Here is a 12,997-nt window from a genome sequence, read left to right as displayed (position 1 = left end):
ATTGTCCTGGGGAGATCCTTCGCGAACGCCCCCAGGTAAAACACACCGATTGCCCCCTCACCCATTGTCCCAGTATGTTGGATTCCCTCCCGTCCCGGCAAAATTTGGCCGCAACCGAGGCCAAATTCAACAATCTGCATAACTCCTGACATCAATCGTTAAAAATTACCCGATAATAGAGGACTGGTGCTTTGAGGAGAACAAGAAACTATGGGTCGCGCTACCAAAGTTGTATTAGCCTATTCGGGCGGTGTCGATACGACCGTTTGCATTCCTTACCTCAAAAACGAATGGGGGGTTGAAGAAGTCATTACCTTAGCCGCCGATCTCGGGCAAGGGGAAGAACTCGGACCGATTAAAGAAAAAGCCCTCAAATATGGGGCGAGTGAATCTCTGGTGGCCGATGCAACCGAAGTTTTTGTCAAAGACTACGCATTTCCAGCGATTCAAGCCAATGCACTCTACGAAAATCGCTATCCCCTTTCGACCGCTTTAGCCAGACCGTTGATTGCTAAACTTTTAGTCGATGCCGCCGATAAATACGGCGCCGATGCGGTCGCCCACGGCTGTACCGGGAAAGGGAACGACCAGGTGCGCTTTGACGTGTCGATTGCGGCGCTCAATCCGGATTTGAAAGTCCTCGCGCCCGCCCGGGAATGGGGGATGAGTCGGGAACAGACGATCGAATACGGCGAACGCTTTGGGATTCCGGCCCCGGTCAAGAAGTCGTCGCCGTACAGTATCGATCGCAACTTGCTCGGTCGCAGTATTGAAGCCGGGCCGTTGGAGGATCCGTGGACCGAACCTCTGGAAGAAATTTTTGTCATGACAAAGGCGATCGCCGACACTCCGGACGAACCGGAATATGTCGAAATCACCTTTACTCAAGGGCTGCCCACCGCCGTCAACGGTAAAGCATTGGATCCGGTAGCGTTGGTGAGCGAACTCAACACCTTGGCGGGCCGTCATGGCATCGGGCGCATCGATATGGTCGAAAACCGTCTGGTGGGGATTAAATCTCGCGAAATTTACGAAACACCAGCCTTGTTGTTACTCATTCACGCCCACCGCGATCTCGAAAGTCTCACGTTGACGAAAGACGTGACTCTCTACAAGCGCGGGATCGAGGAAACTTACAGCCAGTTGATTTATAACGGCTTGTGGTATCACCCGCTCAAAGATGCTCTGGATGCCTTCATTATCAAGACTCAGGAGCAAGTCTCGGGAACGGTGCGGGTCAAGTTGTTTAAAGGCAATGCGACGATTGTGGGCCGTCAGTCGGAACAGTCTTTGTATACGCCGGATTTGGCAACTTACGGCGCCGACGACCAGTTCGATCACAAAGCCGCAGAAGGGTTTATTTACGTGTGGGGTCTCCCCACGCGGGTTTGGTCGCAAAAGTTGCGCGGTTAAGTTAAAGTTGGGCGATCGCCCTCGATACGATCGATATAAAAGGCAAAATCTCATCGGTTCGATTGACTCGATTCAACCTTAAGATTTTGCCTTTTTCTTTTGACTTAAATAAGGGTTGGGAAAATTCTGTAGATGCTCCCTCGATTAGGGATCGAGTTCTTCTGCGGCACTGCGTGCCTCTAATAACGGCGGAATCACGAACCATGCTAAAACGACGACTAAAGCAAAAACCGCAAATTTAGCAACGCTGGTTACCAACTGATCTAAGGGAATCAGTTCGCCAATAAAAAATGACAAACTGACCATAACAGTGGCCCATAAGCTCGCCCCTGCCATGTTACATAGAAAAAATTGCTGATAGGGCATTTGGGAAATTCCCGCTAGCGGGCCTGCAAAAATACGCAGGAGGGCAACAAATCTTCCTAAAAATACGGCTTGAGCTGCATTCTCGCTAAAGCGATCTTTAACGGAAAGTAATTTATCTTCTGAAATACGAAATAAACGAGAAAGACTGACCAGAAGGGGCCACCCTCCTGTTTTGCCAATCCAATAACCGAAGTTATCTCCTAAAACGGCTCCGGCGATCGCGCTAAGGAGGACGAACCAGTAATTTAATTCCCCACTTCCGGCGAGGAAACCTCCCACGAGCGTAATGGTTTCTCCGGGAAGAGGAATGCCTGCATTCTCTAATGTTATCCCTAGAAAAACTGCCCAGTAGCCGTATTGATGCGCGATTTCTTTGAGGGTTTCTAGCGAAAAAAGCTCAACCGACATGCAACACAGCCTTTACAAAGCTTGACGATTCTTTAACATCTTGGCGCAAATCAGGCAATCCTGTCAATCTTGTCGGTAGCGCGGTTTACCGTATCTGCAAAGCCGGGGCGATCGCCTCGACAGTTCGAGGGGTTTTACCGCAAGGTTTTAGGCGATCGCCGCGATCGAAAACACAACGGCGATGTGATAACTGGCAACCCAGTTTTTTTAAAAACCTTTCATGCTATAGAGGTGTGTATTTAGTTGCTGTTTGCGTCGAGCAGCAATAGCACTCTCTTTAATCATACCGTTTGAGGTGTAACTGTGGCGTCTCAAAAATCGATTGAACCCGTCGTGCTTCACTTGTCCGAGCGCTTGGACTCTCAGACGGGAAATCAATTGCACCAACAAGTGCTACAAAATCGTCCGGAGCGCGTCCGTTTATTCGCCATCGACATGGGCGATGTCTCCTTTGCCGATAGTTCGGGGTTGTTTGCGTTGGTCGGTACCCTGAGAACGGCGCGCGATCGCGGTTCTCGTCTCGTTTTGTTCAATCTCAAAGCCAGCGTGCGGGTCATTTTTGAAATCAGTCAACTCGATCTCGTCTTTGAAATTTTCGACAACTACGAAGCGATGGCCGACTTTCTGCACGCAGAAGGGATCTTACTCAAAACCAAGCGAGATTTAATCGCCGCTTGAATCTACTTTTCTCCATGCTATCGGGGTGCTACGTTACGGGACAAGTAAGCCGAACGCGATCGCTCGCCTTCCCGTCAGAACTTCCAACGATCTCGAATAAGATTCACAAAATTTGAACAGTTCAATAGGCTTCTGAATACGCCTCGTGCTTCCGGTTGGCTTCTTCTCTTCACCTGAGCCTCAACCGGGTCCTTGCTACGGGCGATCGTTCCGGGCGATCGGTCAACGAACCAAGACCCCCATCCACCGCGCGCACGAGAAAAAGGGGTAGGTTCGGCGACGGTCAACTCCCGCGTGCGTCTACCCCGGAAACCCATGAAAACCCGTTTAAGCGTTCCCCATCGAGGGCAAACTGATATCGGGTCCTTGACCTCCAGACAATTTCGGCAATTCCAGATTGCCGGACTGTCGCCGACTTCTGAGCGCCAAACGGTAGCTGACGCTTTGCAGTTCGGCGTGGAGTTGGCGATTTTCTCGCTGGAGTTTTTCGACTTTTTCTTTGACCGGGGCCATCCGTTCGGCAAATTTGGCCCGATAGATTTCGGGGAGTTCTTGGACGACTTGTTCGAGCATCCGGGAACGGTCGGTCAGTTCCTGAACGGACTGGCGCAGTTGGTAGATCTCGCCGTCGCGATTGGCGATTTGTTCTTGGTAGAAATCGACTTGTTCTTCAAACCCTTGCATCTGTTCGCGCAGCAGGCGCATTTGTTCGAGATATTCTTCGGGCACCTGCTGGTTGAGAATCGGGTTGGCGTTGCTTTTGACCAAGCGAAACAGTTCTTGAGACAGTTGCTGTACGAGTTGGTCTTTCATTTGTAAGTCTTCGCGCAGGCGAGCGACTTCTGCTTGCAAGGATTGGACGGTTGGCGTTTCAGATTGGCTCACGATCGTTGGCAGCTCCAATTTGCTATAAGTCTATCCCAAAATCATTTTCGTCCAAATTCAAGGCTTTGGTGTTGAACGTTCCGTGACATCCTCCCGACGCTGAATCAAAGATTACAGCGCGGGCTTCCCAACCTCACGATTGGGTCTTCGGGCCCCACGCCACTTATCTAGGTCATAGACCCCGACAGACCGACTTGACAGGCGGTTTCCGTTCCCCAGAGTCCCTGGGTTACTACGTTTTCTAGTCCACGACGCAAAACCATCTCTGCTGCGGCATGGTCACGATGCGTTCGATATCCACACTCAGGACAATGATACTCTCTGACTTCCAACCCTTTGCTCGCCGTAGCAAGGCAGGATGGACAGGTTTGACTGGTGCCGTTGGGGTTGACTTTAGCAAAGTAGACTCCCCGTTTCCAGCACACCCATTCCGTCAGAGACAGAAATTGTCCGAAGGCAGTATCTACACAATCTTTTCGCAACATCCCTCGCTTAATTTGGCGACTTTATCCAGCTAATTTACCATTTGCAACTGTAGTTGGCATCCCTTTGGCGGACTCGGGGGGGATTTTTTGCCGATCGCCTCCCCCGCGAGGATTCCCCGATCTGCGGAATTCTTAACATCGCTTCATATCGATCGCCGTCGGGCGATCGCCCGGTCAATCCCTCACACAGACTGTCTTTGCGGACAAAATAACCGGGAATTGCTCAAAAATCTTTATAAATTTTTCTGAATATAAATTGCATTCAATTGCTAATGTGGGCGGAGGGGCGCGCTGTCGTCCCCCAATCGGGCTAAAATTGTTAAATCATTATTCCAACTGCAAATTTCAACTGCAAAGCGCCTGAGTACGGAGGCGATCGCCTGCCGCGCGCCAGCGAACCCACCCCATCGGAGGATCGAGTTCGCAAGCGAGCGATCGAGCGAGCCACTCGGGCGATCGCCAAAGCCTTTGTTTTTTCTCTGTGCCGAGGATCACAGCTCGTTCGACGATATTGGACCACACTAGACTAGGGGATTCTACCAACTGGGGTGTCTAAATGCTGACAACAGTCTCCAAAGAAGTCAAACGCGAAAGTTTAGAGCTGCTGCGTCAATACGAGCAGTCTCCTTCAACCGAGGTTCGTAACGAACTCGTACAGCTCAACTTCGGTTTGGTAAGAAAAGAAGTGCATCACTGGATGCAGCAATGTCCCGAAAACTACGACGATCTGCTTCAGGTCGGCTGTTTGGGACTGATTCGGGCGATCGAACGCTTCGACCTGTCTAAAGGTCATGCCTTCAGTTCGTTTGCCGTTCCTTACATTCGTGGGGAAATCCAGCACTACCTGCGCGATAAAAGCCCTTCGGTTCGCATTCCGCGCAACTGGCTGACCCTCCAACGTCAGGCGGCAAAAGTCGTTCAAAAGCTGCAAGTCGAACTCAACCGCCATCCTTCCGATGCGGAAATCGCCGAAGGATTGGGAATTCCTTTAAACGAATGGCACGAGATCAAGCTCGCCTGTCGCAACCGCGCGCCTCTGAGTTTAGATGCTCCCGTGGTCGATGAAGAAGAAGGCGCCGCCTCTCTCGGCGAGTTGGTTCCCGATCCGGGATATCGCAGTTTTCAACTGGCCCAGGAAGACCGCATCCGCTTGCAACAGGCTTTAGCCAATTTGGAAGAACGCACCCGTCACGTGTTAGAGTTCGTGTTTCTCTACGATTTGACTCAAAAGGAAACCGCCGAACGCCTCGGAATCAGTGCGGTGACCGTTTCCCGCCGGGTGAAAAAAGGACTCGACGCCCTCAAGCAGATGATGGGGACAAACCTTTAAAATAGCGGGTTTCAGTTCTTTTAAAATAGCGGGCGATCGCCCGAGTTGGCTCTAAGGATCCCTAAATTGATTCACCGACAAAAGCGCGGCAGTTTTAGACTGCACGCGCTTTTTGGCGTTTTGAAAAAATTTTTAAATATTTGTGAAGTTCCGGATTCCCCTGACGTTTAAAGAGGAACTAATTAATCGTATTTGACGGGTGATGTTTATGGATTTAGACGACGCGATCGCCGATTTAGAAACTGAATTTCTTAACCTTTCCGCGCATTTGAGTGGGGAAACCCTCGAAGCAATGAAACCTCAGATTCGAGCTGTCGCCGCTCGCTACTCTCCCCACGAACTGCACCAAAAACTACAACGCTGCAAGAGTTCCGAAGATCCTCATAACCTCCAGTCACTCGAATCCCTGCTGTTGAGACTGATGCTCGAACAGCAGTTCGAGGTCAATTGAGCCAAGTGTAATACTTCTTTCAAAGAGTATAGTCATTTCAATTTAGATTAAGACAGATTCTGGCATTTACAGCGCCTTTAAGAGTGAGTTGACCCACACCCTGTAGAGGTGATTCGCGAATCACCTCTACACAGATATTTTGTCTTATTCTTATTTGAAACCACAATAACTGACGTTCGTTGATGCTTGCCGTTATTATTGCCGTCAATTTAGATTGAGACAGATTCTGGCATTTACAGCGCCTTTAAGAGTGAGTTGACCCACACCCTGTAGAGGTGATTCGCGAATCACCTCTACACAGATATTTTGTCTTATTCTTATTTGAAACCACAATAACTGACGTTCGTTGATGCTTGCCGTTATTATTGCCGTCAATTTAGATTGAGACAGATTCTGGTATTTACAGCGCCTTTAAGAGTGAGTTGACCCACACCCTGTAGAGGTGATTCGCGAATCACCTCTACACAGATATTTTGTCTCATTCTTATTTGAAACCACAATAACTGACGTTTGTTGATGCTTGCCGTTATTATTGCCGTCCGAGAATTTCACTTGGCATATTGGCTTGTTTTAAATCAGCTCCATTCAAATTCGCATTGAGCAGAATGGCATCGGTTAAATCGGCGTCGGTCAAATCGGCGAAGGATAAATTGGCATCGCTGAAATTGACATCTTCTAAATTCGATTCTCGCAAACTCGCACTATTTAAAAAGGCATTGCTGAGATTGGAACCTGCCAAATTAGCGCCCGTGAGATCCGCCCCTTCCAGGTTCGCGGCTGACAGGTTGGTTCCACTCAGGTCGGCTCCTCGCAAATCCGCTCCGATCAAGTGAGCGTTACTCAAATCGGCCCCACTGAGATCGCATCCCTGACAGAGATTCGTTTCTAGCAACTGTTCGAGATGAGCGGGATTTTCGGCGACGGCAGGAGCCGCAAAAAAGACGATGACAGGAACTGCGACGGCAGAGAAAAACCCGGTTTTCATTTGCTCGTCCTCCTAACTTTCTATAGTTCCATTTTAATTCACTTCCTCGATAGACTTCGTGATTTTAATATTACGAAATATGCGATCGCCATCGGATAAACAGACGATCGCGATCGTTACAACTTTGTAACTAAAATCGGACAATTCGTGCGATCGCGATCGCTGCGATCGCGCCGAAAATCTGCAACGATCGCCAGGGAAGCCGCGACAGCAAGATGACCGATGCGGGGTCACCCCCCCCGAGGGCAATCTCCCAGAACCGGGGGGCGATCGGACTTCGACTGGCGGCAGGGTCGAAGGGATTTACTTGCGCTTCGACCCCGTCTTAGACTTCTTCGCCGCTTTCTTCGCCGCTTTTTCTGCCTCTAATTTGGCGATTCGTGCCGCTTCCTTCTCCTCGGCGATTTTATCTAAGTAATAGTGATAGTCACCTAAATAAGTGCGGAATTCACCATCGCGGATCTCGACAATTTTATTGGCAACCTTGGAGATAAAATAGCGGTCGTGAGAGACAATAATCACCGTGCCGTCGTATTGACTGAGGGCTTCTTCGAGCATTTCCTTCGCGGGAATGTCGAGGTGATTGGTCGGCTCGTCCAAAATCAATAAATTAGCGGGACGCAGGAGCATTCGCGCCAGAGCCAAACGTGCTTTTTCCCCTCCACTGAGCGCGACGACCTTTTTAAAGACGGTTTCGCCGCTAAACAAAAAACGCCCGAGCAGGGTGCGGACTTCCTCGTTTTTCCAGTCGGGGACTTCGTCGTGGATGGTTTCCATGACGGTTTTTTCCAGGTCTAAGGCTTCGGCTTGGTTCTGCTCGAAGTAACCGGGAATGACGTTATGATCGCCGAGTTTGACCGTTCCTTCGGTGGGGGTTTCCAAGCCGACCATCATGTGAAGGAGGGTAGATTTACCGCAGCCGTTGGGGCCGAGAAAGGCGATGCGATCGCCGCGTTCGATCTCTAAATTAGCGTCGAGAAATAGAATTTTGTCGTCGTAAGTATGGACCAAGTTGTCAATCTTGACGACTTCGCGACCGCTTCGCGGGGCCGGGGGGAATTGAAAGCGCAAACTCTTGAGCGACCCGGTGGGAGCTTCCCGGCGTTCGATTTTGTCGAGTTGTTTTTCGCGGCTTTTGGCTTGGGTGCTGCGGGTCGCACTGGCGCGGAATTTTTCAATAAATGCCTGTTGTTTTTCGAGTTCTTTTTGTTGCCGTTCGTAGGCGACGGATTGGGCTTCGCGATCGAGTTCTTTTTGGGCGAGATAGGCGGAATAATTGCCGAGATAGGTGGTAGAAACGCCGCGTTCGGTTTCGACGATTTGGGTGCAGAGGCGATCGAGAAATTCCCGGTCGTGGGAGACGATGACCATCGGCGTGGACAAGCCTTTGAGGTAGGTTTCCAACCATTCGATCGTTTCGAGGTCGAGGTGGTTGGTCGGTTCGTCGAGGAGCAGGAGGTCGGGATTTTGGAGGAGGATTTTACCCAAACTCATCCGCATTTGCCAGCCGCCACTGAAGGCGCTCACGAGGCGATCGCCGTCTTCGAGGGTAAAGCCCATTTCCGGTAAGATTTTCTCGATTTGGGCGTCTAACGTGTAACCGTCCAAGGCTTCAAATTGGCGCTGGAGTTGGTCGAGTTTTTTGATGAGGCGGTCTAACTCGTCCGGGGTGGCCCGTTCCATGTCGCGCTGGACTTGAAGCAAGCGATGTTGGATCTCGTTGGCGTCTTTAAAGACGGTCCAAAATTCCTCGCGAACCGTGCGTCCGGGGTCTACCTCGAATTCTTGGGTGAGGTAGGCGAGGTGCAAGTTGGCGGGGCGGATAATTTCTCCGGCGGTCGGTTCGATTTCTCCAGCAATGATTTTGAGTTGGGTGGATTTTCCGGCGCCGTTGACGCCGACTAAGCCGATGCGATCGCCGGGCTTGACTTCCCAGTTAATATCCTTGAGAACTTCACCAGTGGGGTATATTTTACTAACGTGTTCGAGTCTTAACATCGATCGAAAATTCTCCAAGGCTGAGTAGGGCAAGTTTGGCGACTCCTCCAACCGACGGCGGCGCCAGTTCGGTATAATTGCCGGAACAGTCGGCAGCGACGCGGCACGAGTAACGGCCACGGGATGGCTTTTGTGAGGGTCGTGTCGATCTTAACAAAAAGTAACGATATCTTGGGCGATTTCTCGGTTCAGTCCGGATCTGCTCGACTCCCGGAGCGTGGGAAACGGGGGCGATCGCCGCAGCGCCGATGTCGAGCTGCGCTCCCCATTCCACGGAAGGGGCGAACGGGGCGAGCGCGAGGCGCTCAACGCCCGGATGGGAAGCCCTGAATCTAGTTGTTGGCGCGGGCGGTTTGGTAGACTTCTACCCCTTGTTGCACCACGGCTTTAAGTTCTTCCGTGTCGAAGGGTTTGGTAATGCATTTAAAAATACGCGCTCCCTCGATCGCCTCGGCCCCTTCGTCGAGAGAATCCTCGGTATATCCGGTCAGCAAAATGCGAATGGTATCGGGAAAGCGATCGGTGGTTTTGCCGAATAATTCCACCCCACTCATTTCGGGCATACTCTGATCGGAAATAATCACGGCGACTTCCGCTTCTCCGTCTAAGATTTCCAGGGCATCTAACGGACTATCCGCTTTAATCACCTGGAACTCGCGGCGAAAAGTCCGATAGAGCAAATCTAGGTTTTCTACCTCGTCATCGACGACTAAGAGCTTTAATTTTTTTGACATTTAAATTCCCTACCTTGCCAATCTCTACTTGGTTCCCCATTTTAGGCGCGGAAGGGGAATCGAAGGTAGCGATCGCCGGGTTTGTTGTCCGCGACTCTCTCCAAGCGGGAGCGGCGATCGCCATCCCCGAATCCGAGGGATCCGAGGGAGACAATCCTCGACCCCAAAAAGCTTTCCGGCGATCGCCTCACTCGCGCGACAGCTTGACGAGGGCATCTTGGAACGCGGGAGGCAGGCGCCGCATGATTTTTCCCTTATCGCGATCGACGGCGACCAAGGTCACCAACCCCGTCAGGAACAGCTCTCCAGTGGCGACGGACCGAATCTGATATTCCCAATTCAAGCGTACCCCGTCCATCTGGGTCATGCGGGTTCGGACCACCGCATCCATACCCATCTGCATCGGCTTGTGGTAGCGCACGGAGAGTTCGACCACGGGCAAATCGCAACCGAGGTTGACCAAATCGGCGAAATTAATCCCGATCGCCCGCAACGACTCCACCCGCGCTTCTTCCATCCAGGTTAAATAGGTTCCGTGCCAGACAATCCCGGCATAATCGGTATGGTGGGGGTGCGCTCGCACCGGGTATTCAAACCACGTTCCGCCCGGAAGGGCCGATAAAGTCTCGATCGCCTCCGTCGGTGGCAGTTTGGCTTGCGGGTTGCGTTGCTCTGTCATGTTACAAATTGTGCCAAAACGCTACATTTCTACAAATTTTCAGTAAGTAATCAGTCTTATCCTTAAATCTTAAGGGGCGCAAGCGATCGCCCCCGATCCGCCAAACAGACCAATGCAACTGACACCTTAAACCTTAAGGGAGTTTGGCTCCCCCATCAAAAACACAAAAGCTGTTGTAACCAGGAGAACGATCGTGATTAAAAAAATTTTAGTAGCGGTTGCCGGACGGGGACTGTGCGAAGAGATGCTCAATATGTTGCTGGATATTCCCGCAATTCAACAGGCATCGGTGACGGTTCTGCACGTGGTTCCGCAGCAAATTGTTGCCGATGATATGGCCGCCAAACTGGAAGAAGGGGGGAAAATTCTAGCCGAAGCGGTCAAGTCCCTCAATATTGCTCCGGAAAAAGTCAATCCGCGTCTCAAACAAGGGGATGCGAAAACGATCGTCTGCGAAATCGCCGAGGAAGAAGATGTCGATCTGATTATCATGGGGTCGCGGGCGTTAGGTCGCTTGCAAGCCATTTTGGAAGGATCGGTCAGTCAATACGTCTTCCAACTCGCCTCGCGTCCGATGCTGTTGGTCAAAGATGACGTTTACGTCAAAAAAATCAAGCGGGTGATGGTGGCGATGGATAAGTCCAAGTCCGCCCGCCAATGCTTGGATTTAGCCCTATTCCTGCTGCGCGAGGTCAAGGGGGGTCAATTGTTCTTAGTGCGCGCCAATCCCGATAAAGGGATTACCAGCGAACAAGACGATCCGGTGTTAAGCGAAGCCGTCGCCGAAGCGAAAAAATATGGGGTAGACTATCGCTGCATTCTCCAAGAAGGCAAACCCGGCGAGGTGATTTGTAATTTGGTCGAGGAAAATAACATCGACTTGTTGACGATCGGTTCGCCCGATCGCCGCCCGTCGATTGCCAAGAGTTTAGTGGATCTCGACCGCCTCCTCGGTAATTCTCTGTCCGACTACGTGCGCGTTTACGCCAACTGTCCGGTCTTGATTAGCCGAACCTCCGACTGAGGCGATCGCCTGTCGGGGACGGCGTGAGGTCGGTCAGTCTCGATCTCTTGAGGATGGCCGCCGATCGTCTCCTTCGTTCAGATCTGGGGTGGCAGCGATCGCACCCGATCGCTGCCACCTCCCCATTCGATCCGCAGGGGCGATCCGGCTAAAAGCGTCGCCCCTCAAACAAAAAGAAAACAAAAAGCCCCGCCAATGGCAGGGACTTGCGATTGTTGATTTTTTAAAGAGCGGGTAACGCGATTCGAACGCGCGACATTCACCTTGGCAAGGTGACGCTCTACCACTGAGCTATACCCGCGAGACTTCCAGCCGCGAGGCCGTCAGTAAATATTAGTATTCCAGTAAATTTAGATTCTGTCAACCACTACCCGCAAAAATTTTGAACCAGGGGTGGCGATCGCCGTCTCGATCGCCCCTCGATTCCGGTCTAGGAGCGTTCTCGATCCTCTTGGGTCTGGGGTTCCCAAGGGCGATCGCCGCGCGCGGTCGAAGCGGGAAGACTGGGATTATCCCGTTCCGCCAATGCAGTAGAAGAACCGTAAGCCATGCCCAATTCGGGTAAATTTTTGACTTGTCGCATCAAATTGGCCATTTCCAAAGCATTGAGGGCGTATTCCCAGCCCTTATTGCTTTTAATTCCCGCCCGTTCCAGCGCCTGCTGCATGGTATCGGCAGTCAGGATCCCAAAAATAACCGGAACCCCCGTTTGAAATCCGGCGGCGGCAATCCCTTTAGCGGCTTCGTTCGCCACGTAATCGAAATGAGGGGTTTGTCCTCGGATGACGGCACCGAGGCAGATAATGGCATCGTAGCGCTGACTTAAGGCCAACTGCCGGGAAACGAGGGCCACTTCAAAACTCCCCGGAACCCAGACGTAATCGACTTGAGTTCCTTCCGGGTCGATATCGACGCCGTGACGTTTGAGTCCGTCTTGACATCCTTCTAGAAGTTTGTTCGTAATTAAGTCGTTGAACCGACCGATGACGATCGCAAACCGCAAGTGTTCGGTTTGAGTAAAATTTCCCTCGAAAACTGCCATTGAGATACAAAAGATAGAATGGAAAGAGAGGAGCGCAGTCGAACAACTCGCTCCCAAACATGAAAGAGAGGCGTTCGCGACGGTCTGCATCGAGATGTCGCCGAACGGCACTTACAACGGATTGTTAGAAGTTAGAAGACTTCAGAACCCTCGAACCCCCTTGAGGGGCGATCGGTTCTGGGGAGTGAGGGAGAACCCTTCCGGGATCTTCGCCGCCGCGATCGCACGGCGACCGTTCGGCGATCGATGCTCGAATGGAAATTCTCCCTCCAGAGAATGGCTTGCCCAAAAAGGGAAAGACCGAGCGGGCGATCGCCCGTTTAAGCCACCAAAAAGTTGAGGACGCCGACTAAGATCACCAGAGCCGCCCAAATGCCCGACCCCAAATAGAGTAAGGTTTTGGATTGATCCCAGTTCTGAGGCGAGGCATAGGCGACAGGAACGCCGACGACCATCGCAAAAGACATCAGAACTAAAGCGGCGAGTGCTAACTGAAAAATAATTGTCATGGTTTTTTCT

The 12,997-nt window shown here is 51.5% G+C and carries 15 protein-coding genes, 1 tRNA gene and 1 pseudogene; 6 read left to right on the top strand and 11 right to left on the bottom strand.

Annotated elements, in window-relative coordinates:
* Positions 1 to 210: 210 nt before the first annotated feature.
* Positions 211 to 1,413, top strand: coding sequence for an argininosuccinate synthase (locus HCG48_RS20775; protein ID WP_168570874.1), 1,203 nt, complete (start codon positions 211 to 213; stop codon positions 1,411 to 1,413).
* Between the two features lie 144 nt (positions 1,414 to 1,557).
* On the opposite strand, the gene HCG48_RS20770 is transcribed toward HCG48_RS20775, so the two are convergent.
* Positions 1,558 to 2,187, bottom strand: a complete 630-nt coding sequence (locus HCG48_RS20770; protein ID WP_168570873.1) for a DedA family protein — start codon at positions 2,185 to 2,187, stop codon at positions 1,558 to 1,560.
* A 303-nt stretch (positions 2,188 to 2,490) separates the two neighbouring features.
* Between HCG48_RS20770 and HCG48_RS20765 the strand changes: the two genes are divergently transcribed.
* Complete coding sequence (locus HCG48_RS20765; protein ID WP_168570872.1) at positions 2,491 to 2,865, top strand: STAS domain-containing protein; 375 nt, start codon at positions 2,491 to 2,493, stop codon at positions 2,863 to 2,865.
* Between the two features lie 327 nt (positions 2,866 to 3,192).
* Here HCG48_RS20765 and HCG48_RS20760 read toward each other — a convergent pair whose 3' ends face one another.
* Both HCG48_RS20760 and HCG48_RS20755 read right to left on the bottom strand, forming a co-directional pair.
* Positions 3,193 to 3,750 carry an Npun_F5560 family protein gene (locus HCG48_RS20760; protein ID WP_200668727.1) on the bottom strand — a complete coding sequence of 186 codons (558 nt, stop codon included), beginning with the start codon at positions 3,748 to 3,750 and terminating at the stop codon, positions 3,193 to 3,195.
* A gap of 167 nt (positions 3,751 to 3,917) precedes the next feature.
* A complete protein-coding gene (locus tag HCG48_RS20755) occupies positions 3,918 to 4,235 on the bottom strand; it encodes a zinc ribbon domain-containing protein (protein WP_210437098.1) in 318 nt (105 codons plus the stop codon).
* A 556-nt stretch (positions 4,236 to 4,791) separates the two neighbouring features.
* Between HCG48_RS20755 and HCG48_RS20750 the strand changes: the two genes are divergently transcribed.
* A complete protein-coding gene (locus HCG48_RS20750; protein ID WP_168570871.1) occupies positions 4,792 to 5,565 on the top strand; it encodes an RNA polymerase sigma factor SigF in 774 nt (257 codons plus the stop codon).
* A gap of 208 nt (positions 5,566 to 5,773) precedes the next feature.
* Positions 5,774 to 6,016, top strand: a complete 243-nt coding sequence (locus HCG48_RS20745) for a hypothetical protein (protein ID WP_210437097.1) — start codon at positions 5,774 to 5,776, stop codon at positions 6,014 to 6,016.
* Positions 6,017 to 6,545: 529 nt separating this feature from the next.
* On the opposite strand, the gene HCG48_RS20740 is transcribed toward HCG48_RS20745, so the two are convergent.
* From HCG48_RS20740 to HCG48_RS20720, 5 genes and pseudogenes are all read right to left on the bottom strand, one after another.
* Entirely contained in the window at positions 6,546 to 7,001 is a 456-nt protein-coding gene (locus tag HCG48_RS20740) for a pentapeptide repeat-containing protein (protein ID WP_168570869.1), read from the bottom strand.
* Positions 7,002 to 7,034: 33 nt separating this feature from the next.
* Positions 7,035 to 7,235 carry a hypothetical protein gene (locus HCG48_RS20735; protein WP_168570868.1) on the bottom strand — a complete coding sequence of 67 codons (201 nt, stop codon included), beginning with the start codon at positions 7,233 to 7,235 and terminating at the stop codon, positions 7,035 to 7,037.
* Positions 7,236 to 7,304: 69 nt separating this feature from the next.
* Positions 7,305 to 8,999, bottom strand: coding sequence for an ABC-F family ATP-binding cassette domain-containing protein (locus HCG48_RS20730; protein WP_168570867.1), 1,695 nt, complete (start codon positions 8,997 to 8,999; stop codon positions 7,305 to 7,307).
* Between the two features lie 353 nt (positions 9,000 to 9,352).
* A pseudogene (locus HCG48_RS20725) lies at positions 9,353 to 9,733 on the bottom strand (response regulator); the annotation flags it as partial.
* Positions 9,734 to 9,920: 187 nt separating this feature from the next.
* Positions 9,921 to 10,412, bottom strand: coding sequence for an acyl-CoA thioesterase (locus HCG48_RS20720; protein WP_168570865.1), 492 nt, complete (start codon positions 10,410 to 10,412; stop codon positions 9,921 to 9,923).
* A gap of 193 nt (positions 10,413 to 10,605) precedes the next feature.
* On the opposite strand from HCG48_RS20720, the gene HCG48_RS20715 reads away from it, so the two are divergent.
* Positions 10,606 to 11,436: a universal stress protein gene (locus HCG48_RS20715; protein WP_168570864.1), complete on the top strand. Its 831-nt coding sequence runs from the start codon at positions 10,606 to 10,608 to the stop codon at positions 11,434 to 11,436.
* 229 nt (positions 11,437 to 11,665) lie between these two features.
* On the opposite strand, the gene HCG48_RS20710 is transcribed toward HCG48_RS20715, so the two are convergent.
* Positions 11,666 to 11,737 (bottom strand) — tRNA-Gly (locus tag HCG48_RS20710).
* Between the two features lie 129 nt (positions 11,738 to 11,866).
* Positions 11,867 to 12,478 (bottom strand): 6,7-dimethyl-8-ribityllumazine synthase, encoded by a 612-nt coding sequence (gene ribH / locus HCG48_RS20705; protein WP_168570863.1) that lies wholly within the window; start codon positions 12,476 to 12,478, stop codon positions 11,867 to 11,869.
* Positions 12,479 to 12,572: 94 nt separating this feature from the next.
* Between ribH and HCG48_RS20700 the strand changes: the two genes are divergently transcribed.
* Positions 12,573 to 12,818: a hypothetical protein gene (locus HCG48_RS20700; protein WP_168570862.1), complete on the top strand. Its 246-nt coding sequence runs from the start codon at positions 12,573 to 12,575 to the stop codon at positions 12,816 to 12,818.
* Here HCG48_RS20700 and psbZ read toward each other — a convergent pair.
* Entirely contained in the window at positions 12,799 to 12,987 is a 189-nt protein-coding gene (psbZ, locus tag HCG48_RS20695; protein WP_168570861.1) for a photosystem II reaction center protein PsbZ, read from the bottom strand. The genes HCG48_RS20700 and psbZ overlap by 20 nt on opposite strands.
* Positions 12,988 to 12,997 lie beyond the last annotated feature (10 nt).

Origin of the sequence: Oxynema aestuarii AP17, assembly GCF_012295525.1 — a bacterium.
GTDB classification, from domain to species: Bacteria; Cyanobacteriota; Cyanobacteriia; order Cyanobacteriales; family Laspinemataceae; genus Oxynema; species Oxynema aestuarii.
The sequence above is the reverse complement of the archived record's forward strand: the minus strand, read 5'-3'. Positions and strand labels throughout refer to the sequence as shown.